Source organism: Streptomyces johnsoniae (genome assembly GCF_031845565.1).
Classification (GTDB): domain Bacteria; phylum Actinomycetota; class Actinomycetes; order Streptomycetales; family Streptomycetaceae; genus Streptomyces; species Streptomyces johnsoniae.
Map to the genome: position 1 here is coordinate 137218 of NZ_JAVREV010000001.1, position 21750 is coordinate 158967.

At 73.1% G+C, this 21750-nt stretch carries 19 protein-coding genes; 2 read left to right on the forward strand and 17 right to left on the reverse strand.

Features of this window, described 5'->3' with window-relative positions; genetic code table 11:
* Positions 1–324: 324 nt before the first annotated feature.
* Positions 325–1854 (reverse strand): transcriptional repressor NsdA, encoded by a 1530-nt coding sequence (nsdA, locus tag RM779_RS00590; protein WP_311615442.1) that lies wholly within the window; start codon positions 1852–1854, stop codon positions 325–327.
* Positions 1855–2148: 294 nt separating this feature from the next.
* On the opposite strand from nsdA, the gene RM779_RS00595 reads away from it, so the two are divergent.
* The gene (locus RM779_RS00595) at positions 2149–2871 is read left to right on the forward strand and encodes a bifunctional DNA primase/polymerase (protein WP_311614613.1); all 723 of its coding nucleotides are present in this window, start codon (positions 2149–2151) and stop codon (positions 2869–2871) included.
* Between the two features lie 70 nt (positions 2872–2941).
* Here RM779_RS00595 and ftsY read toward each other — a convergent pair whose 3' ends face one another.
* The 5 genes from ftsY to RM779_RS00620 form a co-directional block, all read right to left on the reverse strand.
* On the reverse strand, positions 2942–4174 hold the full coding sequence (gene ftsY / locus RM779_RS00600; RefSeq protein WP_311614614.1) for a signal recognition particle-docking protein FtsY: 1233 nt from the start codon (positions 4172–4174) through the stop codon (positions 2942–2944).
* Between the two features lie 69 nt (positions 4175–4243).
* Entirely contained in the window at positions 4244–5668 is a 1425-nt protein-coding gene (locus RM779_RS00605; RefSeq protein ID WP_311614615.1) for a sugar porter family MFS transporter, read from the reverse strand.
* Between the two features lie 214 nt (positions 5669–5882).
* Positions 5883–9467: a chromosome segregation protein SMC gene (smc, locus tag RM779_RS00610; RefSeq protein ID WP_311614616.1), complete on the reverse strand. Its 3585-nt coding sequence runs from the start codon at positions 9465–9467 to the stop codon at positions 5883–5885.
* 186 nt (positions 9468–9653) lie between these two features.
* Complete coding sequence (locus RM779_RS00615) at positions 9654–9860, reverse strand: hypothetical protein (RefSeq protein ID WP_077058606.1); 207 nt, start codon at positions 9858–9860, stop codon at positions 9654–9656.
* A 334-nt stretch (positions 9861–10194) separates the two neighbouring features.
* Positions 10195–10515, reverse strand: coding sequence for an acylphosphatase (locus RM779_RS00620; RefSeq protein ID WP_311614617.1), 321 nt, complete (start codon positions 10513–10515; stop codon positions 10195–10197).
* Positions 10516–10646: 131 nt separating this feature from the next.
* Here RM779_RS00620 and RM779_RS00625 point away from each other — a divergent pair, with 131 nt between their 5' ends.
* A complete protein-coding gene (locus RM779_RS00625) occupies positions 10647–11441 on the forward strand; it encodes a CAP domain-containing protein (RefSeq protein ID WP_311614618.1) in 795 nt (264 codons plus the stop codon).
* 3 nt (positions 11442–11444) lie between these two features.
* On the opposite strand, the gene mutM is transcribed toward RM779_RS00625, so the two are convergent.
* The 11 genes from mutM to RM779_RS00680 form a co-directional block, all read right to left on the reverse strand.
* Positions 11445–12305 carry a bifunctional DNA-formamidopyrimidine glycosylase/DNA-(apurinic or apyrimidinic site) lyase gene (gene mutM / locus RM779_RS00630; RefSeq protein WP_311614620.1) on the reverse strand — a complete coding sequence of 287 codons (861 nt, stop codon included), beginning with the start codon at positions 12303–12305 and terminating at the stop codon, positions 11445–11447.
* Positions 12298–13071, reverse strand: coding sequence for a ribonuclease III (rnc, locus tag RM779_RS00635; protein WP_077058610.1), 774 nt, complete (start codon positions 13069–13071; stop codon positions 12298–12300). Before rnc ends, mutM begins: the two co-directional genes overlap by 8 nt.
* A 19-nt stretch (positions 13072–13090) precedes the next feature.
* Complete coding sequence (gene rpmF, locus RM779_RS00640) at positions 13091–13264, reverse strand: 50S ribosomal protein L32 (RefSeq protein ID WP_049568059.1); 174 nt, start codon at positions 13262–13264, stop codon at positions 13091–13093.
* A gap of 2 nt (positions 13265–13266) precedes the next feature.
* Positions 13267–13881, reverse strand: coding sequence for a YceD family protein (locus RM779_RS00645; RefSeq protein WP_311614625.1), 615 nt, complete (start codon positions 13879–13881; stop codon positions 13267–13269).
* 189 nt (positions 13882–14070) lie between these two features.
* Positions 14071–15189, reverse strand: a complete 1119-nt coding sequence (locus RM779_RS00650; RefSeq protein WP_311614627.1) for an ATP synthase F0 subunit B — start codon at positions 15187–15189, stop codon at positions 14071–14073.
* A gap of 82 nt (positions 15190–15271) precedes the next feature.
* A complete protein-coding gene (gene coaD, locus RM779_RS00655) occupies positions 15272–15751 on the reverse strand; it encodes a pantetheine-phosphate adenylyltransferase (protein ID WP_311615444.1) in 480 nt (159 codons plus the stop codon).
* 26 nt (positions 15752–15777) lie between these two features.
* Positions 15778–16365: a 16S rRNA (guanine(966)-N(2))-methyltransferase RsmD gene (gene rsmD, locus RM779_RS00660; protein WP_311614629.1), complete on the reverse strand. Its 588-nt coding sequence runs from the start codon at positions 16363–16365 to the stop codon at positions 15778–15780.
* A 23-nt stretch (positions 16366–16388) separates the two neighbouring features.
* Positions 16389–16859, reverse strand: a complete 471-nt coding sequence (locus RM779_RS00665) for a DUF6227 family protein (RefSeq protein ID WP_311614631.1) — start codon at positions 16857–16859, stop codon at positions 16389–16391.
* 75 nt (positions 16860–16934) lie between these two features.
* On the reverse strand, positions 16935–17453 hold the full coding sequence (locus tag RM779_RS00670) for a hypothetical protein (protein ID WP_311614633.1): 519 nt from the start codon (positions 17451–17453) through the stop codon (positions 16935–16937).
* A gap of 107 nt (positions 17454–17560) precedes the next feature.
* Complete coding sequence (gene recG / locus RM779_RS00675) at positions 17561–19852, reverse strand: ATP-dependent DNA helicase RecG (protein WP_311614635.1); 2292 nt, start codon at positions 19850–19852, stop codon at positions 17561–17563.
* A 112-nt stretch (positions 19853–19964) separates the two neighbouring features.
* Positions 19965–21587 (reverse strand): DAK2 domain-containing protein, encoded by a 1623-nt coding sequence (locus RM779_RS00680; protein ID WP_311614637.1) that lies wholly within the window; start codon positions 21585–21587, stop codon positions 19965–19967.
* Positions 21588–21750: the final 163 nt, after the last annotated feature.

Here is a 21750-nt window from a genome sequence, read left to right on the forward strand (position 1 = left end):
GTGAACGTCTCCTCGGAGTTGCGACCCGTGCGGGCGGGATCGGGTCAGGATGCGCCACAGGCTCTCCGAGAGCCGTTTCGGTCGATGGACCCCCTTGTTTCGCCGATGTGACGATGGCGCATGACGTGTTACGCCGCAATGAAATCGGTCAGTCACTCAGCGCCGTCGGGTTAATGTGTGCGGCACCGCGCCACGAGGCCGCGGCCGGGGGCCGTGGCCCGGAAGCCGGCCGCGGCGGCCACCCGGGGTGACTTGGCATGGGGGAGCCGAGTCGGGCTGTCCGGGGCGGCCGGCGCGGCCGGCGCTCAGGGGCGGGCGATCCGCTCAGACCGCCCTGCTGGCCTCGCTCTCCGGGAGTTCGGCGGTGAGTCGCTCCGTCATCTCGGTCACCTCGGGCACCTGCCCGAAGACCCGCCCGGCGGTGGCCCAGGTCTTCCGCAGCCGGTTGTTCACCCGCTCCGAGCGCAGCCGCCGCGCCAGCCCCATGGCGTGGTTCGCGCGGTCGGCACAGGGCTCGGCCTCGCGGCCGAGCAGGTGCACGGTGGCCATTCCGATGAGGTTGAGTGCATACGAACGCTGGTGCCCGCCGGAGGGGTCCGCGGCGCACTCCCGGGCGAACAGTTCCACCGCCTGCTCCATCAGCGGCCTGGCGCGCGAGAGGTAGGTGGGGCTGCGGCCCGCGACGTACGCCAGGTCGCGGTAGGAGTGGGCGTTCTCCGCGAACAGCTCGGCCTCGGAGAAGAAGCCGATCCAGTCCGGGTCCTGGTCGCCGCGGCCGGCCTCGGCGAACGCGTCCTCCGCCATCCGGACCGCGCGGTGGCACTTGGGCGGCTGGCCCAGGGTGGCGTACGCCCTGGCCTCCAGCGCGTACAGCATCGCCTGGGTGCGGGGCGTGGCCCGCTCCCTGCTCCCGTACTGGGCCAGGTGGATCAGCTCAAGCGCGTCCTCGCCGCGCCCGAGGTGGATCATCTGCCGGCTCATCTTCGACAGGACGTAGGCCCCGAGCGGCCGGTCCTCCGCCTCCTTGGCGGCGTGCAGCGCGAGCACGAAGTACTTCTGCGCGGTGGGCTGGAGCCCGATGTCGTAACTCATCCAGCCCGCCAGCTCGGACAGTTCGGCCGTGATGCGGAACAGCCTGCGGCGGACCGTTTCGCCTTGGGCCTCCTGGAGCAGGTCGGTGACCTCGTGCAGCTGGCCGACGACCGCCTTGCGCCGCAGCCCGCCGCCGGCCTGCGCGTCCCACCGCCGGAACTGGGAGGTCGACGCCTCCAGTTGGGACAGCTCGGGCTCGGAGAGCCCGGCCACCCGCCGCCCGGCGGCGCGCTCCTGCGGCCGCAGTGACGTCAGCCGCGCCCCCGCGGTGTCCGGGGCGCCCGGGGTCGGCACCAGCCAGCGCTGCATGGGCTCTATCAGGGCGGGCCCCGCCGACATCGTCAGCGAGGTGCCGAGGAAGCCGCGGCGGCCGAGCATCAGATCGCTGCGGGAGAACTCGTTGATCAGCGCGACCGTCTGGGGCCCGGCCCAGGGCAGGTCGATCCCCGAGACCGCGGCCGACGTCGGCGCCGAGCGCAGCCCGAGGTCCTCGATGCCGACGACGCAGCCGAACCGTTCGGAGAACAGCTCCGAGAGGATGCGCGGGATCGGCTCGCGCGGCTGCTCGCCGTCCAGCCAGCGGCGCACCCGGGAGGTGTCCGTGCTGATGTGATGCGCGCCGAGCTGGCGGGCGCGCCGATTGACCTGGCGGGCCAGCTCGCCCTTCGACCAGCCGCTTCGCCGGAACCACGACTCCAGCCGCTCGTTCGGCCGCCTGACAGAGGTACCGCTGCCGTTGCCGTCCACAGTTACGCCCCCAATCCCGGGAGTTGGCCTGGCATACGAAGTAACGGACGTCTGCTGACACCGCGTCTACGAATGCACCGAAAGTAATCCTACGATCACCGGCATGGCGAGGGGGTCACCCGCAATCGCCACCATTCGCCACCCCTTCGCGTGAACACTTCTGCCCGCCGCGCACGCTTCACTAGTGCGCGCGATGTTCGAAACCGGATGAGCTGAAGCACGCCGGGGGCGCACGCAGACGCGCGCACCCCCCTTCACGCTCGGTACCAGGTTCGTAACCATCGGCGGAGCCGACCAGTTGGAGAGTGTATGGGTTTCACGATCGTCGGCATGCGGGAGATCCGGGAGCTGCGGCTGGCCGCCAGGCGGCCCGGGCGGCCCGACCGGGCGCCCGCCGCCACGGCCGTGGCGGAGTACACCGGTCTGTGGGGCTGGGACGTGGTCCCCGGGGCGCGCGCCAGGCGCGGCCCCGGACCGCACGGACGCGTCACCTGTTCCTGCGGCGACCGCGACTGCGCCGCCCCCGGCGCACACCCCCTCGCGCCGGAGCGCACCGTTCCCGCGGGCGCCACCCTGGACCAGGCCGCACGGGCCTGGGCGCGCACGCCCGGCGCGGCCGTGCTGCTGCCGGCGGGCGGCAGCTTCGACGTGCTGGAGATCCCCGAGACCGCCGCCCGGTGCGCGCTCCCCCGGCTGGAGCGCATGAACATCCCTGTCGGCCCCGTCGCCCTGGCGCCGCACGGGCGGGCATGGTTCCTCGTCGCGCCGGACGCCGCGGCCGGCCTGCCGCAGCTGCTGTACCGCCTCGGCTGGGACGGCGCCCGGTTGAATCTGCGCGCCCTGGGCGCGGGCCACCACATCACCGCGCCCCCCTCGGACCACGCGGGCCTCGGCCCGGTGCGCTGGCTGCGCGCGCCCGGTCTGGAGACGGCCGTGTCACCGCCCCCGGCCAGGCTGCTGCTCGGCACCCTGGCCTACGCCTGCCACCGGACCGGCCCCCCGGCGGCCGGGGCCGGCCGCGGCTCGGGCTGACGCGCGGCCGGGCCCCCGCGCCACGGCCGGCCCAGGCCGGGCCCAGGCCCAGCCAGGCGCGGGCCCCGGCTCAGGCGATGAGCGCGTCCACGAACGCCTCGGGCTCGAACGGCGCCAGGTCGTCCGCCCCCTCGCCGAGCCCGACCAGCTTGACGGGCACGCCCAGCTCACGCTGCACGGCGACCACGATGCCGCCCTTGGCGGTGCCGTCGAGCTTTGTCAGGGCGATGCCGGTGACGTCGACGACCTGCGCGAAGACCTTCGCCTGCGTCAGGCCGTTCTGCCCCGTGGTGGCATCGAGGACGAGCAGTACCTCGTTCACCGGGCCGTGCTTCTCCACGACGCGCTTCACCTTGCCCAGCTCGTCCATCAGCCCGGCCTTCGTGTGCAGTCGGCCCGCGGTGTCCACGAGCACCACGTCGGCCCCCTGGGTGATGCCCTCCTTGACGGCGTCGAACGCGACCGAGGCCGGGTCGCCACCCTCGGGCCCGCGCACGGTAAGCGCGCCGACCCTCGTCCCCCAGGTCTGGAGCTGGTCGGCGGCCGCCGCCCTGAAGGTGTCGGCCGCGCCGAGCACCACCGAGTGGCCCTCGGCGACCAGAACGCGGGCCAGCTTGCCCGTGGTGGTGGTCTTGCCGGTGCCGTTGACGCCGACGACCAGGACGACCGCCGGGCGCTCCTCGCCCTCCGGGGACACCCCGCCCTCGGTGTGCACGGTGCGGTCCAGGTCGGTGCCGATCTGGGCCAGCAGCTCCTCGCGCAGCAGATCCCGCAGCTCGTCGGGGCTGCGGGTGCCGAGCACCAGAACCCGTTCGCGCAGCCGCTCGACCAGCTCGACGGTGGGGGCCGGACCCACGTCCGCCGAGATCAGCGTGGCCTCGATCTCCTCCCAGGTGTCCTCGTCCAGCCGCTCCCGCGACAGCAGGGTGAGCAGACCGCGTCCCAGCGAGGTCTGCGACCTGGCGAGCCGGGCGCGCAGCCGGACCATCCGGCCCGCGGCCGGCTCCGGCACCTCGATCTCCGGGGCCGGCGGCGCGGGCGGTGCCTCGGGGCCGGGGAGGGTGACCTCCTCGACGGTGCGGCGCTCCTCCTCGGTCACGGGGGGCGCGGCGTCGTCGCCGACCTGCGGTTCGCCCGGGGGCGCCGGCCTGGCCGCCGCCCGGTCGTCCGGCGGGGGCGCCGGCCTGGCCGCCGCCCGGTCGTCCGGCGGGGGCGCCTGCTTCCTGCGGCTGGTGACGACGAGCCCGCTGATCACGGCAACCGCGACCACGGCGATGATGACGACAAGGATCAGAATGTCCATCGGTTCCCTTGGTGGACCTGGCGGAGGGGCAACGGCTCCTAACGTACCGCCGTCCCGTTCCGGCCCCTGCTATCCCATCTCCTCCAGCCTCTTGCCCTTCGTCTCCGGAACGAAGGCCAGCAGGAACGGGATCGAGAGGAGGGCGAAGCAGGTGTAGATCACGTAGGCGCCCGAGAGGTTCCACTCCGAGAGGGTCGGGAAGCTCTGGGTGATGGCCCAGTTGGCGATCCACTGCGCGGACGCGGCGACGCCGAGCGCGGCGGCCCTGATGCGGCCGGGGAACATCTCGCCGAGCAGCACCCACACCACCACGCCCCACGAGAGCGCGAAGAAGAGCACGAAGCCGTGGGCGCCGATCAGCGCGACCACGCCCTGCGCGTCGGGCAGCCTGATGTCCTCGCCCGTGCCCTCCTTGAAGGAGAACGCCCAGGCCGTCAGGCCGAGCGAGACGGCCATGCCGATGGAGCCGATGAGGGCGAGGGCCTTGCGGCCGATCCGGTCCACGAAGAGCATCGCGATCACGGTGCCGACGATGTTGATGATGGACGTGGTGAAGGAGTAGAAGAACGAGTCGCCCGGGTCGATACCGACGGACTGCCAGAGCGAGTTCGAGTAGTAGAAGATCACGTTGATGCCGACGAGCTGCTGGAAGACCGAGAGGCCGATCCCGATCCAGACGATGGGCAGCAGCCCGGCCCGGCCGCCGATCAGGTCGCGCCAGTTCGTCTTGCGCTCGCTGTGGATCTTCTCGTCGATCTCGGCCACCCGGGCATCCAGGTCGGTGCCCTCGGCCTCGACATCGGCGAGCACGCGCTTGGCCTCCTCGATCTGCCCGCTTGCGACCAGGTGGCGCGGCGACTCCGGGATGCCGAAGGTCATCAGCCCGTAGAGCAACGCCGGCAGCGCTTCCACGCCGAGCATGATCTGCCACGCCTCAAGACCGAGCAGCGCACCGCGCTGGTCCCCGTCGGCGAGGGTGACCAGACCCCAGTTGACCAGCTGGGACACGGCGATCCCCAGCACGATCGCGGCCTGCTGGAACGAGGCGAGCCGGCCGCGGTACTCGGGCGGCGAGACCTCGGCGATGTAGGCGGGGGCGATGACGGAGGCCATGCCGATGGCGACTCCGCCGAGGGTGCGCCAGAAGGCCAGGTCCCACACGGAGAACGGCAGCATCGATCCGATGCCGCTGACCAGGAACAGCACGGCGGCGATCTGCATGACGCGGATGCGTCCGAGGCGGTCGGCGAGCCGGCCGGCGACGACCGCGCCGAGCGCCGCGCCGAGCAGGGCGATGGCCACCACGGTGCCGAGACGCCCGGAGGAGACGTCGAACTTTCCGCGGATGCCCTCGACCGCTCCGTTGATGACGGCGCTGTCGTAGCCGAAGAGGAAGCCACCGAGCGCCGCGGTGGCGGCAATGTAGATCACGTAGCTGAGGTGGGGCGGGCGCTTGTCCCGCTGGCCCGTACCCGCATGCGCGGAACTGGTCACGTTGTTCTCCCGGGTGTCCGGCGGCAGTGCCGGACTACGAGTGCTCGCACGGCCGGTCGGTACACCTGCCGCGCCCGTGCCACCGGTGAACCCCAGAAGTGGCCCTGTCGAGGGTAGGGCGCCACTCCTTCAAGTCAAATCAGGAGAGAAGGGACGCGGCACCGAGAAACGCGCACGGGACCGTTCGAGGAGTGAAGGCACCCGGGCGGCGGTGTCAGGCGGAGAGGCGCTGGCTGATGACCTTCGAGACACCGTCGCCCTGCATGGAGACGCCGTACAGCGCGTCGGCGACCTCCATCGTCCGCTTCTGGTGGGTGATCACGATGAGCTGGGAGCTGTCCTTCAGCTCCTCCATGATCCGGATGAGCCGCTGGAGGTTCGTGTCGTCCAGCGCGGCCTCCACCTCGTCCATGACGTAGAACGGGCTCGGCCTGGCCTTGAAGATCGAGACCAGCAGGGCCACCGCCGTCAGCGAGCGCTCGCCGCCGGAGAGCAGCGAGAGCCGCTTCACCTTCTTGCCCGGCGGCCTCGCCTCCACCTCCACGCCGGTGGTCAGCATGTCCGACGGGTCGGTGAGCAGCAGCCGTCCCTCACCCCCGGGGAAGAGGCGGGAGAAGACGCCCTCGAATTCGCGCGCCGTGTCGTGGTAGGCGGCCGTGAACACCTGCTCCACCCGCTCGTCCACCTCCTTCACCACCTGGAGCAGGTCGGCGCGCGTCTTCTTCAGGTCTTCGAGCTGCTCACTGAGGAACTGGTGGCGCTCCTCCAGGGCCGCGAACTCCTCCAGGGCCAGCGGGTTGACCTTGCCCAGCTGCTTGTAGGCCCGTTCGGCCGCGCGCAGCCGCTTCTCCTGCTCGGCCCTGACGAACGGGCGGGACGCCTCGCCCTCCGCGCCCGCCCCGTCCGCGCCCGCCCCCTCCGCGGGCTCCTCGCCCTCGGCGGGCGGCGACGGCGGCACCGGCTGGTCGGGCCCGTACTCACGGACCAGCACCTCGGGCTCGACGCCGAGCTCCTCCAGAGCCCGCCCCTCCAACTGCTCGATGCGCAGGCGCTTCTCCGCGCCCAGCACCTCGCCGCGGTGCACGAAGTCGGTCAGCTTGTCCAGTTCCTCCTTCAGCTCCCGCCCCGCGTTCCGCTCGGCGGCCAGCGCCTGTTCCCGTTCCGCCTTGGCCCGTTCGGCCGACTCCCGCTCCGCGACCGCACGTTCCAGTGAGACCTCGACGTGGGCAAGCAGCTGCCTGGCGCCCGAGGCCACCGCGGCGGCCACCTCGCCCTCGTGCCGCATCCGGGCGCGCCGCCGCTCGGCGCGCGCCCGCGTCTCGCGCTCGGCGCGTGCGGCGCGGTCCAGAGAGTCGGCCCGGCCGGAGAGCCCCTTGACCCGCTCCTCGTGCGTGCGGACCTGAAGTCTGGCCTCCATCTCCGTCTGCCTGGCGTTCGCGCCGTCCGCGGCCAGCCGGTCCCTGACCGTGGTGTCCGGCTCCTCCTCCCCGTCGGCCGCCTCCTCGGCGACCGCGAGCCGCTCGGCCAGCTCCTCCGCCTGTTCCGTGGCGCGCGCCAGCTCCTCCCTGGCCCGCTCCACCGCGGCCTCGGCGCGTTCCGCCTCGCCCGCCGCTCCCCTGGCCTGGCCGGACAGGCGGCCCAGGTCCTGAGCGACCTTCGACTTGGCCCGTTCGGCCGCGCTGCGCCGCTGCGCCAGCTCCTCCACCGCGGCGGCGCACGCCGTGCGCCGCCGCGCCGCCTCCTGCTGGGCGGCGCCGAGCGCCTCGGCCCGCTCCGCCAGGCGGCGCAGCTCCGCCGCCGCCTCGTCGACGGACGCCTGCACCTCGAGCAGGCTCGGCGCGCCGGCCGAACCGCCCTGGGCGAGGTGCGCGGACAGCAGGTCACCGTCCGCGGTGACGGCGGTCAGCCGCGGGTGCGCGGCCACCAGTTCCCTCGCGTCGTCAAGCGTGCCGACCACGACAACGTTCCGCAGCAGGCGGCGCACGGCGGGCAGCAGGGTCTCAGGACCGTGCACCAACTCGGCGGCCGGGGCCCGGCCCTCGCCCGCGGCGAACCGCGGGGGCTCCCCCGGTTCCTCGGGGGCGCCGCCGAGCAGGAGGGCGGCCCGGCCCGCGTCGTCCTTGCGCAGCATGCGCAGGGCATCGGCCGCGGCGGCGGGCCCCTCGACGGCGACCGCGTCGGCGGCCGCGCCGAGCGCGGCGGCGACGGGGACCTCGTGGCCGGGAACGACGGTCAGCAGTTCCGCGGCGGGCCCGAGCAGCCCGGTGAGCCGGTCCGCGGCGGCGAGCAGAGCCCCGGAACCGTCCTTGCGGCGCAGCCCCGGCGCGAGCGCGTCGTGTCGCGCGGAGACCGCTGCCCGTTCCCGCTCGGTCGCGGTGGCGGCCTCGCGGGCCTCGGCGAGCGCGGCCTCCGCGGCGGCCAGCTCGCCCTTGGCCGCTTCGTGCTCCCCGGCCAGCTCGGAGTCGTCGGCATCCAGCCCTTCCACCTCGGCCCGGAGCGCCTCGTACTCCCCCTGGGCCCCGGTGGCACGGGCCAGGGCCTCGTCCCTGGCCGCGGCGAGGCGGTCGATCTGTGTCTGGGCGGAAGCGGCCCTGCTGCGGGCGGCGTTCGCCTGGCCGTGCAGGCGGGCCAGGCCCTCGCGGCGATCGGCGAGGGCACGGGCCACGTCCTTCAGGCGCCTTTCCTCCCCGGCCAGCCGGCGTTCGAGCTCGGCACGGTGGTCGACGGTGTCCTCCAGGGCGCGCCCCGCCGCTTCGAGCGCCGCGGTCAGCTCGGCCTCCTGTTCGCGGATGCGCGCGGCCTCGCGTTCCATGTCCTCCGGCTCGCGGCCGCGGCGTTCCTCCGGGACCTGGGCGCGGGAGGAGGCAACCCTCGCGTCGGCAAGGCTGACGGTGCCGCGGACGCGCTCGGCCAGTTGTGACAGCTCGTACCAGGTCGCCTGGGAGCGCTGGAGGCGCGGGGCGAGTGTCCGTACCTCCTGCTCAAGCTCCGACTCCCGGCGCATGGCCTCCTTCAGGCGCCCTTCGGCCGCCTCTTTGCGCTCCTTGAGGGCCGCCTCGTCGGCGACCTCGGCGCGGAGCGCGGCACGCTGAGTGACCAGGTCGTCGGCGAGCAGCCGCAGCCGCGCGTCCCGCAGGTCGGCCTGGATGACGGCGGCCCTCCTGGCGACCGCGGCCTGCCGTCCGAGTGGTTTGAGCTGCCGTCTCAACTCGTCGGTGAGATCCTGGACGCGGGCCAGATTGGCCTGCATGGCGTCCAGTTTGCGCAGCGCCTTCTCCTTGCGCTTGCGGTGTTTCAGAACGCCGGCGGCCTCTTCGATGAACGCCCGGCGGCCGGTGGGGTCGGCGTGCAGCACCGAATCGAGCTGGCCCTGTCCCACGATGACGTGCATCTCGCGTCCGATACCGGAGTCGGAGAGCAGATCCTGCACATCCAGCAGGCGGCAGGTGTCGCCGTTGATCTGGTATTCGCTGCCGCCGTTGCGGAACATCGTCCGCGTAATGGTGACCTCGGCGTAGTCGATGGGAAGTGCACCATCGGCGTTGTCAATGGTCAGGGAGACCTCGGCCCTGCCGAGCGGCGGGCGGCCGGTCGTCCCGGCGAAAATGACGTCCTCCATCTTGCCGCCGCGCAGCGACTTGGCACCCTGCTCCCCCATGACCCACGAAAGCGCGTCCACCACATTGGATTTACCCGACCCGTTCGGGCCGACCACGCAGGTGATGCCGGGTTCGAAGCGCAGCGTCGTGGCGGAGGCGAAGGACTTGAACCCGCGCAGGGTCAGGCTCTTGAGGTGCACGCCGTGCGACTTTACCCGGCGCTCCTCGGCAATTCGCCGTTTCGACGCGGGGGATGCAGGGCACATCAGTCAGTAAGCCACGCAGGGGTGGTAGGGACCCCCGCACATGACGAAGGGACGCCGAAGCGTCCCTCGCATTAACTCCGCAGGCGGGAGCCCTCTTGGGGTCTGCCCTCTTCATTGAGGTCAGGTAAGGGCGGGCTCCCCCTTGGACACGTCGATGCCGTCGAGCAACGAGTCGCCGTGACGAGCGGCGGCGGCGAGCGCGTCGTTCTCCGCCTGGACCCGGATGAGCTGGGTCTCCAGGTCCTGTACGCGCTGCTGAAGCCGTCGCATCTCGGCGAGGACTCGGGGGTCGGAGCCGCCGACGTGACCGAGAAGCGCCTTTGCCATGATGGATGGTCCTCCACACTGAGTGACCGACCGAAGCCGTTGGTAGGTCGTGAGGGATTGAACCCGCGGCGTCCGCTCTGACCTGTTTTCCAGGGCGTCAATGCGGAGAAGCGCGGGACTTTCAGCGTCTCACCAAAAAGTTGGCCGGTCAACACGATCACACCGCGTATCCCCCGGGCGCCACGGCACTCGGCATCCGGTGGGCGGAGGTGGCGGCGGCGGCTCGGGGAGATCCGGCGGCATCGCCTGGCGCGGTTAGTTGCCGCAGCCTTGCACGTCGGAGCGGGGATGGCAAGCGGTCATGGCGACTTTCCCGCCGCCGGACGACGCGCCCTCAGCGAATCTCGAATCCCTCGTAGCCGCCCCGCGGTGTGTCCCAAATCTCGGTGACTCCGTCCACGCGGCCGGGCGTGTCACCCTCCCGTAGCCACCCGAGCAGCCGCAGGCACCGCTCCGCGGGGCCCTCGGCGACCACTTGGACCCGGCCGTCCGCCGTATTGAGAGCAAAACCGGACAGATCTCCGATGGCGAGGGCGCGGGCCCTGGTGTGCCAGCGGAAGCCGACCCCCTGGACCATTCCCCGCACCCAGGCGGTCATCCGGACGGGCTCCCGGCTGTCGGCGGCCGGCGGAACAGGGGGTGACGGCGGGCACATGTGACGCACGCTATCCCCTCATTCCCGTTCCGGACACTGGCGCTCACGTCCTCATGCCGTACAGTCACGCGATGAAACTCACCTGTTTGGGTGAACTTATGATCTTCGAGTGAACGAGGACGGTGCTGCCGATGGGACGCCATCGCCGCCGCCGGGGGCACGCGCGTACCGGTCTGATCGGTGCCTCCGCGGCACTGGCTGTGGGCGCGGTGGCCGTCGGCACGGGCCTGCTGCCCGGCGTCGGGGACAGCCTCTCGCTGACCGACAACGACGACGTGCGGGCCCAGGACCAGCGCTCCAGGACCGAGCCCCCCGCCTCCCCCACGCCGGACCCGGAGCGGACACCGCGGGAGAAGCCCGCGGAGGAGACGCCGGAGCCCACCGAGGACCCGTCCCCCACGGAGGCGGCCGAGCCCACGGAGGAGCCCGCCCGGGAGCCGGAGCCGGAGCCCACCGACCCGCCCGCGCAGGAGACCGCGCCGCCGGAGCCGGAGCCCACCGTGCCCTCGCCCCTGCCGTCCGAGGAGCCGGACCCGAGCCCCGAGCCGGGCTCGGCCGAGGCCGAGGCGGTCCTGTCGCTCGTCAACGACGAGCGCTCCCGCGCCGGCTGCGCGCCCCTCACCCTCGACCCCGCCCTCAACGCCCTGGCCGCCGGCCACAGCGAAGACATGGCGGAACGCGGCTACTTCGACCACACCGACCCGGACGGCAGGACCCCCTGGGACCGCGCGGCCGAAGCCGGCGTGGACAACCTCGGCGGCGAGAACATAGCCCGCGGGCAGCAGGACGCCCAGGCCGTCATGGACTCGTGGATGTCCAGCGAAGGGCACCGGGCCAACATCCTCAACTGCGACTTCACCACCCTGGGCCTCGGCGTGCACTTCGCCGGGGGCGGGCCCTGGTGGACGCAGAACTTCGGCTTCTAGCGCCTACCGGACCGGCAGGCGGGGCACGCGCTGGCAGCGCGGGCAGAAGTAGCTCGACCGGTTCATCCAGGGACGCCTGCGAACGGCCGTTCCGCAGCGGCGGCACGGCTCGCCCTCCCGGCCGTACACGTCGAGCGCGCGGGAGAAGTACCCGGACTCGCCGTTGACGTTGACGTACAGGCTGTCGAAGCTGGTACCGCCGACCGCCAGGGCCGCGGTCATCACCTCGCGCACGTGCGTCACCAGCTCGGCGGTCCCGCGGCGGCTCAGGCCGGCGGTCGGGCGCTCGTAGTGCAGACGGGCGCGCCACAGCGCCTCGTCCGCGTAGATGTTGCCGACCCCGCTGATGAGCGACTGGTCGAGCAGGGCCCGCTTGACGGTGGTCCTGCGGCGGCGCAGCGCGACGTGGAACGCGTCCTCGTCGAAGTCCTCGTCCAGCGGGTCGCGCGCGATGTGGCTGATGACGTCGGGCAGGCCGGCCGGATCGAGCGGGTGCAGCGAAAGCCCGCCGAAGGTGCGCTGGTCGACGAAGCGCAGCTCGCCCCGCGCCAGATCGGTGAACGTGATGCGGATGCGCAGGTGCTTCTCGTCCGGGGTCCGCTCCGGCTGCACGAGCAGTTGCCCGCTCATGCCCAGGTGCGCGAGCAGCGCGAACTCGTCACCGAGCGGCAGCCACAGGTACTTGCCCCGGCGGCGCACGTCCGTCACGGCGGTGCCGCGCAGCCGGTCCGCGAAATCGCCCGCGCCCGCCACGTGCCGCCGGATCGCCCGCGGATGCAGCACCTCGGCACCCGCCACGGTCCGGCCGCCGATCCAGCGGGCGAGGCCGCGCCGGACGACCTCGACCTCGGGCAGCTCAGGCAACCGGCGCTCCGTCCGCGGCCGCCTTGCCGTTCTCGCCGTCGATCGCCGCCCGGATCGAACGCCAGGCGGTCTCCGCCGCCTGCTGCTCGGCCTCCTTCTTGCTGCGGCCAGTGCCGGTGCCGTAGGTCTCGCCACCGACACGGGCCGCAGCGGTGAAGGTCTTCTCATGATCGGGACCGGTCTCGGTGATCACGTACTCGGGCACCCCGAGACCCTCCGCCGCGCTCAGCTCCTGAAGACTGGTCTTCCAGTCGAGCCCCGCGCCCAGATTGGACGAACGCTCGATGACCGGGTCGAACAGCCGGTGCACCAGCGCGTCCGCGGCCGCGAGTCCCTGGTCCAGGTAGACCGCGCCGATCACGGCCTCCAACGTGTCGGCGAGGATCGACGCCTTGTTCCGTCCGCCGGTGCCCTCCTCGCCCCGCCCGAGCCGGACGAAGGCGCCGAGGTCGAGACCGCGGGCCACCTCCGCCAGGGCCCTGGCCTGGACGACCGCGGCCCGCAGCTTGGCGAGTTGGCCCTCGGCCAGGTCCGGGTGCTTGCGGTACAGCGTGTCGGTGACCACGAGGCCGAGGACTGAGTCCCCCAGGAACTCGAGCCGCTCGTTGGTGGGCAGCCCACCGTTCTCGTACGCATAGCTGCGGTGGGTCAGCGCACGCACCAGAAGGGCGGGCTCGAGCCGGTAGCCGAGCCGCCCTTCCAGAATCGCAAGGGACGAGGCCGTGTCCACCGACGCCTGGGGTTGCGACCTCCTGGCGTGTGACATGAAGCCTGTCACCCGCCGATCAGACCTCGAGGACCTGACGGCGGTTGTACGTGCCGCAGTTGCCGCACGCGGTGTGCTGCAACCTCGGCTCCTGGCAGCGCTCGCAGCGCACCAGGGTGGGGACCGCAGCCTTCCACTGCGACCGGCGGTGGCGCGTGTTGCTGCGCGACATCTTCCGCTTCGGAACAGCCACGGCTACTTCTCCTGTGGATCGTCCCCGCTGCCGCGAGGTGGCTTGTCTTGCTTGTCTTGCCCGGCGGGCCCGTCGGGACGCATACTCCCGGCGAACTCCTGAAGGGCCGCCCAACGGATGTCGACGGCCTCGCCGTGCTGGTGGTCCGGATTCTGCGCGAGCGGCACCCCGCAGTCGGGGCACAGACCCGGGCAGTCCTCCTCGCACACCGGTTGCAGTGGCAGTGACAGCACCACCGCGTCCCGCAGCACGGGCTCAAGGTCGAACAGGTCGCCTTGAAGGAACAGCCTCTCCTCGTCCCCCTCCTCGTCGCCCGTCTCCGCCGGACGGCGGGCCGGGCCATCGGTATCGGGGTAGGAGAACATCTCCTGGAAGTCCGCGAAGCCCTCAAGGGTCAGCGGCTCCAGACACCTTACGCACTCGCCCGAGAGCGGTGCACGGACGGTGCCGGTCACCAGCACACCCTCCATGACCGACTCCATGCGAAGCTCCACCTCAAGCTCCGCGCCCTTCCGCACCCCGATGACCTCGGTGCCGAGATCGTCAGGGGCCGGGACCGTGCGGGAAAGCCGCTTCAGCGCACCGGGACGCCGCCCCAGCTCACGTGTGTCGAACACGAGGGGGGCTCGGCGATCCAGCGGGGCGTTCAGGGCTTTCTGCTTTCTCACGAGGGCGGGGCCGACAGCGGTCAAGCCGCGCACGTCGGCTCCTCGACGAGGGGTCGGGCGGGCAGCCGCGACCACGGAGGGTGGGGCGACCGAAGGGCCAGCATACTTCACGGGCCGCCACGCACCCAATCGGAGCGATCAGGGCTGCCCCTGCTGGTAACGGCGCAGTTGCTCGGCGTCGATCATGCCGGTGTCGAACAGGCTCGTCTCGTCCAGCGCCCCGGACGGCTGATACCCATAGCCCTGCGGTGCCTGCTGCTGCCCGCCGTACGGGTCCTGGGAGTAACCGCCCACGGCGTAGGGGTCGTCGCCGTAGCCCTGGCGCTGCTCGCCGCCGTACGCGTCCTGCCCGTACATCTGCTGTCCGTAGCCATCCTGCGCGCCGTAGCCTGCCGCCGCGGGAACGGGCTGCCCGAGCCCGTACGGGTCCTGGGCGTCGTAACGCTCGACGGCGGGCTCCGGCGGGGCCGGCGGCTGCGGCGGAACCGGGGGCAGGTCCGGCTGCATCTGCTGCACCGGTTGCACCTGCTGCACCTGCTGGACCGGCGGCTGGGGCTGGGGCTGGGGCACGCCGAGGTAGTCGTAGGTGTCCTGCTCGGCGTGCGAGTCGAAGTAGGAGTCGCCCGGCACCCCGCCGTCCGTCTCCTGGGCGGCCACGTGCTCGGCCAGCTCGTCGATCGGCCGGTGGCCCGTCAGCTTCTGCCGGCCGCGACCGACCGCCTCCAGCGTCTTCTTCAGGACCGCCTCGATGGCCCCGAACTGCGCCTCGACGTAGGAGTCCGCCTGGGCCAGCAGCTCCTGCGGGTCGCCGCGGTCCGGACCGAGGAGCTTGGTCCTGCCGCGGTCGACCGAGCCGATGGTCTTGCCGAGGACCACCTCGAAATTGGCCAGCTTGCTGTCCACGTAGTCGTCGGCCTCGGCCCTGACCGCCTCCGCCTCCCTGCGGGCCTCCGCCAGGAGGCGGGACGCCTCGTCCTGCGCACGCTGAACGATCTCGGTGCCCTCGACGAGGGAGCCGCGCTCGGCGTGCGCGGCCTCCACGATCCGGCGCGCCTCCTGCTGGGCGTCGGCCACGACCTGCTCGCGCCCGCCCAGCACTTCCCGGGCCTCGGCCAGCGAACCGGGCAGCGCCTGCCGCACCTCCTCAAGGCCACCGAGCAGATCTGACCTGTTGATGATGCAGGACGCCGACATGGGCATGCCCTTGGCGCTCCGGACCGCCGCGACGATCTCGTCAAGTTTCTGCTGTACGTCCACGAGGCGACTGTACGGCCAACGGGCGCTCCGCGGGCACCGGTTCGCCCGGCCCGGTGACGGGCGTGGCGGCCCAGGTCCTGGCCTAGCCGCGGTCCAGCTTCGCGACCAGCGAGGACAGGACGGGCTCGGGCACGAGGTGAGAGACGTCACCGCCCCAGGCGGCAACCTCCTTGACCAGGCTGGAGGACAGGAAGCTGTAGACCGGGTTGGTCGGGATGAACATGGTCTCCACGCCGGAGAGCCCGTTGTTCATCTGCGCCATCTGGAGCTCGTAGTCGAAATCACTGACCGCCCGTAGTCCCTTGACGATCGCGGGGATGTCGCGCTGTTTGCAGTAGTCCACCAGCAGGCCGTGGAACGCTTCCACCACCACGTTCCCGTAACTCTCGGTGCACTCCCGGATCAGCGCGATGCGCTCCTCGACGGTGAACAGCCCCTGCTTCGATTTGTTGATCATGACGGCGACGTGGACGGTGTCATAGAGCTTCGAGGCTCTGGCCACGATATCGAGATGCCCATTGGTGACGGGGTCGAAGGACCCCGGACAGACGGCGCGACGCAACGGTCTTTCCTCGCTCTCCCGGTCGCTCATGACCGGTCGCTTACGTGGTGGACGGCGAACCGGCCGTACCAGAGCGTTCCCTCGCCGTAGCGACGCGAACGCAGCTCCTGGAATCCGGCCGGCCAGGGAAAGGCACCCCCGCGGGTGCTCCGCTCCACCGTGACGACGCTGTCATCGGTGAGCCAGCCATTCGATCCGAGTGTGAGCAGGATCTCTCGAAGATCGCTATGGCCGACCGCATAGGGCGGATCGAGGAAAACCAGGTCGTAGGGCGCACCCGCGGGCGGCGAGGCGGCCAGCTGCTCGGCGCGCACGGTGCGCAACTCGGCGCCGGGCAGCCCCAGGGCCGTGATGTTGTCCCGGATGGTCCTGGCCGCCCTGCCGTCGGACTCGGCGAGCAGGGCGTGCGCGGCCCCGCGGGACAGCGCCTCCAGGCCGACCGCGCCGGAACCGCCGTACAGGTCGAGCACCCTGGCGCCGTCGAGCGGACCCCACAGGGCGGTCCAGGACGAGAACAGGCCCTCGCGCGCCCGGTCCGAGGTCGGGCGGGTGCCGCCGCCGGGCGGCACGGCCAGCCGCCTGCCGCCTGCGGTCCCGGCGATCACGCGGGTCATGGGGTCCTCACAGCGCTACTCGGTCAGCCGTCGCGCTCCACGCTATACGGGCCGCCGCGCCGCCACGTGCCGAGGTCGGGCGGCACCGGCCGCCCGGCCGGTCCTGGCCGGCCGAGCCGCCGCGCGGCCAGGGCCGCGGCGGCCTCGTCGGCGTGCACCTCGCTGACCAGACCGCCGTCGGGAGCGTGGTCGTGCTCCAGCTCGTACAGGCACAGCTCCGTGTCGTCCGCCAGCAGGAACGCATGCTCGTACAGCGCGATCCAGCCCCGGCCGCCGCCCTGCCCCCTGGGGTCGGGCAGGCGCTCGATCGCGTAGCCGCCGGCGGCGGCGAGGCGCTGGAGCGTCCCCTCCCCCGGCCGGTCGGCATTGACGGCGCGGCGCAGCAGCCGCCCGGCGTGCGCGGCGGGGTCGTCCCCGGGGTAGGTCCGCGCACCGCGGACCCGGGTCCCGGGGACGACAAGCGGGTCCCGTCCGGCTTCCCGGCGGTTGGTCATGCCAGCTCCTCCTCGCGGACACGCAGCCGCTTCTAGGACGTATCGGACGGGAATCCCGCTCCCCCGGCGGGCGCGTCAGCTCTCCGCGGGCTCCCCGACCGCGCCGACGAGCGTCGGTGAGGCGTACCTCGACCAGGAGAGGCAGCCGTCCGGCGGGCAGTGCTCCGGGCGCCGCGGGTCGTGGCCCAGCTCGCGCAGCTTGGTGCGCACCGAGTCGGGGGTGCGGCCGAAGCGGGCGGCTATGCGGGCGATGGTCTCGCCGGAGTGGAACCGGCGGGTCAGATCCTCCTCGTGCTGCGGTATCCAGGGCGCTCCGTGGCCGGGGAACAGCTCGCGCAGGATGTCCCGGTCCGGGATGGGCTCGGCGACGTCCGCCGCGAGGGCCAGCGCGCGCAGCCCGCGGTTGAGCGCGATGCGCAGCGTGGGCACGTCGGCCAGCGGCATGGTCAGCACGCCGGACGCCAGCGGGACGTCCGGCTGGGCCTCGCGCCAGCCGGTGAGGGTCAGGGTGAGGGTGAGGTCGTCGTCGCTCGCCAGCTCGACGCGGAAGATCTTGTCGCCGAGCGGCAGTTCGTTGGTGTGCCGGAATGCCATCGAGCAACCCCCAATGGTCCAACTGCGATCAATCCCGTATGGATTGCCGCGGACTAGGGTCCATTCTCCCAGGTGACACTGACAATTGACGGGTCGTCCGGGGCCCGTCAGCCCTTGTCGAGAAACTCCTCGCGCTCCGCGTCGAGGAGGGCGTCGAGGGCGGTGCGCAGGTCCGGCGAGCCCGCCAGATCCGGGTCCCCGGCGACCAGCGCGGTGGCCTCTGCCCTGGCCTCGGCGATCAGCTCCTCGTCGTCGATGACGGCCAGCATCCGCAGGCTGCTGCGGCCCCCGGACTGTGCCTGCCCCAGAACGTCGCCCTCGCGGCGCTGCTCCAGGTCGATCCGGGACAGCTCGAAGCCGTCCGTCGTCCCGGCCACGGCGTCGAGGCGGGCGCGGGCCGTCCCGCCCTCGGCCGCGTCGGTCACCAGCAGGCACAGGCCAGGCGCGGAGCCGCGGCCGACCCGGCCGCGCAGCTGGTGGAGCTGGGAGACGCCGAACCGGTCCGCGTCCATGATCACCATGGCGGTGGCGTTCGGCACGTTGACCCCGACCTCGATCACGGTCGTCGCGACCAGCACGTCCACCTCGCCCGCGGCGAAGCGGCGCATCACGTCGTCCTTGGCGTCCGGTGCCATCCGGCCGTGCAGCACCTCGGTGCGCACCTCCCGCAGCGGTCCCTCGGCCAGCCGGGCCGCCACGTCGAGCACGGCGAGCGGCGGGCGCTGCGCCCCGCCCTCGTCGGCCGCCCCGCCGTCGGCCCCGTCCCCGTCCCCGTCGTCGCCCGCGCCCGCGCCCGCGTCCATGTCCACGTCGTCCGCCGCTTCCGCAGGCGCCGCCCCGGGGGCCGCCGGCCCGCCCTCGTCGCCGATCCGCGGGCAGACGACGTACGCCTGGTGGCCGTCCGCGACCTCCTCGCGCACCCGCTGCCAGGCGCGCGTGAGGAAGTGCGGCTTGTCCCGCACCGGGACGACGTGACTCGCGATGGGCGAGCGGCCCTGCGGCAGCTCGTCGAGCACCGAGGTCTCCAGGTCACCGAAGACCGTCATGGCGACCGTGCGCGGAATCGGCGTCGCGGTCATCACGAGCAGGTGCGGCGGCCGTTCGCCCTTGGCGCGCAGCGCGTCGCGCTGCTCCACGCCGAACCGGTGCTGCTCGTCGACCACCACCAGGCCGAGGTCGTGGAACTGCACGACGTCCTCGATCAGCGCGTGCGTGCCGATCACGACTCCGGCCTCGCCGGTCGCGGCGTCCAGCAGCGCCGCGCGCCTGGCCCGCGCGCCCATCGAGCCGGTGAGCAGCGTGACCTTGGTACCGCGCTCGGCGCCGCCCAGCATGCCGCCCTCGGCGAGGTCGCCCATCATCTCGGTGATCGAACGGTGGTGCTGCTGTGCCAGGACCTCGGTGGGCGCGAGCAGCGCGGACTGCCCGCCGGTGTCGGCCACGGCGAGCATGGCGCGCAGCGCCACCAGCGTCTTGCCGCTGCCGACCTCGCCCTGGAGCAGCCGGTGCATCGGGTGGTCGGCCGCCAGGTCCGCGAAGATCTCGTCGCTGACCCGCCGCTGGCCGGCGGTGAGCGTGAACGGCAGCCGCGCGTCGAACGCGTGCAGCAGCCCGTCCGCGGCCGGCCGCCTCGGCACCGCGGGCAGCTGGGCGGCGGCGGCGCGCCGCCGGGCGAGCGCGACCTGGAGCACGAAGCCTTCGTCCCACTTCAGCCGGGCCCTGGCATCGTCGATGTCCCGCCTGGTGCGCGGCCTGTGCACCTTCTCGAACGCCTCGGGCAGCGGCAGCAGACCGCGCCGGGCGCGCAGCGGCTCGGGCAGCGGGTCGACCAGGCCCTCCCAGCCGACCGCGGCCAGCGAGTCGAGCACGACGCCGACCGACTTGGCGATCCGCCAGGACTCCAGCTGCTTGCAGGCCGGGTACAGGGGCAGCGGGCGGCCGGCGAAGTCCGCCACGGCGGCGGAGCCGCTGTCCTCGTCGAGCAGCTCGTAGGCGGGGTGCGACAGCTGGAGCTTGCGGTTGAACAGGGAGACCTTGCCCGCGAACATCCCGCGCCGGCCGGGCAGCAGCACCTTTTCGTGGTGGTGGACGGCGCGCCTGCCGAAGAAGACGAGCTGGAGCCGCCCGCTGCCGTCGGTGAGCGTCACCTCAAGGCGCACGCCCCGGCCGCGGTTGAACGTGTGGGAACGGGTGTCGGCGACCTCCGCGACGACGGTGACGTGCTCGTCGAGCGGCAGCTCGGACAGGCGGGTCAGCTCGCCGCGCTCGGCGTACCTGCGCGGGTAGTGGTGCAGGAGGTCGCCGACCGTGTGCAGGCCGAGGTGGGCGGCCATCACCTTGGCGGTGGTGCCGCCGACGGCCTTGGCGAGGGGCTCCTTCAGCGCGGTCACGCTGCCCATTGCACACCATGGCACCGACAGCCGCGCGGACGGGCGCGGCGGTGCGGCCGGATCAGGGGCGGCCGGATCAGGTGCGGCCGGATCAGGGGCGGCCGGATCAGGGGCGGCCGGATCACTCGACGCCGATCAGCAGCGGCGCGTCCTGCCGTCCCTCGTACACGAGGGTGTCGACTCCGTAGTGCCCGCCGCGGACCTGCGCCTGAAGGCGGGCGGCGAGGCCGGGCGGCGCCGCGGCGCCGAGGACCAGGGTGACGAGTTCACCGCCCGCGGACAGCATCCGTTCCAGCACGTCCCCCGCGACGTCCGCGAGGTCGCCGCCGATCACGGCCACGTCGCCGTCGATCAGGCCGAGGGCGTCGCCGGCCTGGCAGATGCCGGCCGTGGTCCAGGACTGCCGTTCCGCGACGGCCAGTTCCCCGAAGCGAGTCGCGCCGGCGGCGGCGGTCATGGCGACGACGTCCTCGTCGAACCTGCGCTCGGCGGCGTGCACGGCCAGCGCCGCGATGCCCTGGACCGGGGAACGGGTCGGCACGACGGCCACCCGCACGCCTTCGGCGCGCGCCTGCTCCGCTGCGGCGGCCGCGGCGTGCCACAGGCCGTCGTCGTTGGGCAGCAGGACGACCTCGCGGGCGCGGGTGCCGAGGATGGCCGCGGCCAGTTCGCCGCCGCCCGGCGCCTCGTCGGCGTGCGCGGTCAGGGCGGTCGCGCCCGCCTCCTCGCACAGGCCGGCGAGCCCTTCGCCCGGCAGCACGGACACGACGGCGCGGGCCGCGTGCGGTGGCCTGCGCGGCGGGCCGGCGGGCAGGCCGGTGATCCGCAGGCGGTGCGGGCGCCCGGCCTCGATGCCGGCCTCGACGGCCGCGCCTGGCTCGGCGGTGTGCACGTGGACGTGCCACAGTCCGTCGCCGCCGACGACCACGAGGGAGTCACCGAGCGCGTCGAGGCGGGTCCGCAGCGCGGGCACCGCGGCGTCCCCCGCGTCGAGCAGGTAGATCACCTCGTAGAGCTGGTCGCCCGGCGCCCCGTCCGCCGCCGCGCAATCGGGCTCCGGCGCGCCGGTCCGTGCGCCGTGCGCTCCGGGCGGTCGGCCGAGGCGGTCGCGTATGGAGGCGTCGGGGGCGCGGCCGGACAGCGCCGCGTCCAGGGCGTCGAGGACGGCGACGAGGCCGCTGCCACCGGCGTCGACGACACCCGCCTCCGCCAGAACGGCGAGCTGCGCGGGGGTTTCGTCGAGCGCGCGGCGTGCGCCCGCGCATGCCTGGGCCATCACCTCGGCCGTGGTGCCGTCGGCCCGTTCCGCGGCGTCGGCGGCCGCCACGGCGACGGTGAGCATCGTGCCCTCGACGGGGTGGGCCACCGCCTCGTACGCCGACCCCGCGGCCCGGCGCAGCGCGCGGCGCAGGGTGCCGGGGCCGGCCGGCTCCGCCTCGGCCGCGATCACCTCCGCCATGCCGCGGAGCAGTTGGGCGAGGATGGTGCCCGAATTGCCCCTGGCGCCGATGAGGGCGCCGTGCGCCATGGCGCGGACGGCCTGGGCCAGGGTCGGCGCCGCGGTGTCGGCGGCGGCGACGGCCTGGGCCGCGGACTCCACAGTGAGGTAGAGATTGGTACCGGTGTCGCCGTCGGGCACGGGGTAGACGTTGATCGCGTCGATGTCCTCGCGGGCCCGGCCCACGGCGTCCAGGGCGTTGCGGCACCAGCGCCGTACCGCTGCGGCGTCGAGCGGCTGCGGCACGGGAGTACCTCCGATACGGGCGGTGGGCGGCGGGTGCAGCTTAAGGCTTCGGCCGGTGGGGGGGACGCGATTTCGCCCGCCGGGAACGCCCGGGGTATGCTGCCCCGGTTGCCCGGTGTTGTCGTGACGTACCGGGTGCCTCCCACGAGGCCCAGCGACCTCG

Bases quoted from the DNA above. Each gene is read 5' to 3' on its own strand.
- rsmD (WP_311614629.1), bottom strand. From the start codon at position 16,365: ATGACCCGCGTGATCGCCGGGACCGCAGGCGGCAGGCGGCTGGCCGTG.
- RM779_RS00665 (WP_311614631.1), bottom strand. From the start codon at position 16,859: ATGACCAACCGCCGGGAAGCCGGACGGGACCCGCTTGTCGTCCCCGGG.
- ftsY (WP_311614614.1), bottom strand. From the start codon at position 4,174: ATGGACATTCTGATCCTTGTCGTCATCATCGCCGTGGTCGCGGTTGCC.
- RM779_RS00620 (WP_311614617.1), bottom strand. From the start codon at position 10,515: ATGTGCCCGCCGTCACCCCCTGTTCCGCCGGCCGCCGACAGCCGGGAG.
- RM779_RS00615 (WP_077058606.1), bottom strand. From the start codon at position 9,860: ATGGCAAAGGCGCTTCTCGGTCACGTCGGCGGCTCCGACCCCCGAGTC.
- recG (WP_311614635.1), bottom strand. From the start codon at position 19,852: ATGGGCAGCGTGACCGCGCTGAAGGAGCCCCTCGCCAAGGCCGTCGGC.
- rnc (WP_077058610.1), bottom strand. From the start codon at position 13,071: ATGTCACACGCCAGGAGGTCGCAACCCCAGGCGTCGGTGGACACGGCC.
- RM779_RS00625 (WP_311614618.1), top strand. From the start codon at position 10,647: ATGGGACGCCATCGCCGCCGCCGGGGGCACGCGCGTACCGGTCTGATC.
- RM779_RS00670 (WP_311614633.1), bottom strand. From the start codon at position 17,453: ATGGCATTCCGGCACACCAACGAACTGCCGCTCGGCGACAAGATCTTC.
- RM779_RS00595 (WP_311614613.1), top strand. From the start codon at position 2,149: ATGGGTTTCACGATCGTCGGCATGCGGGAGATCCGGGAGCTGCGGCTG.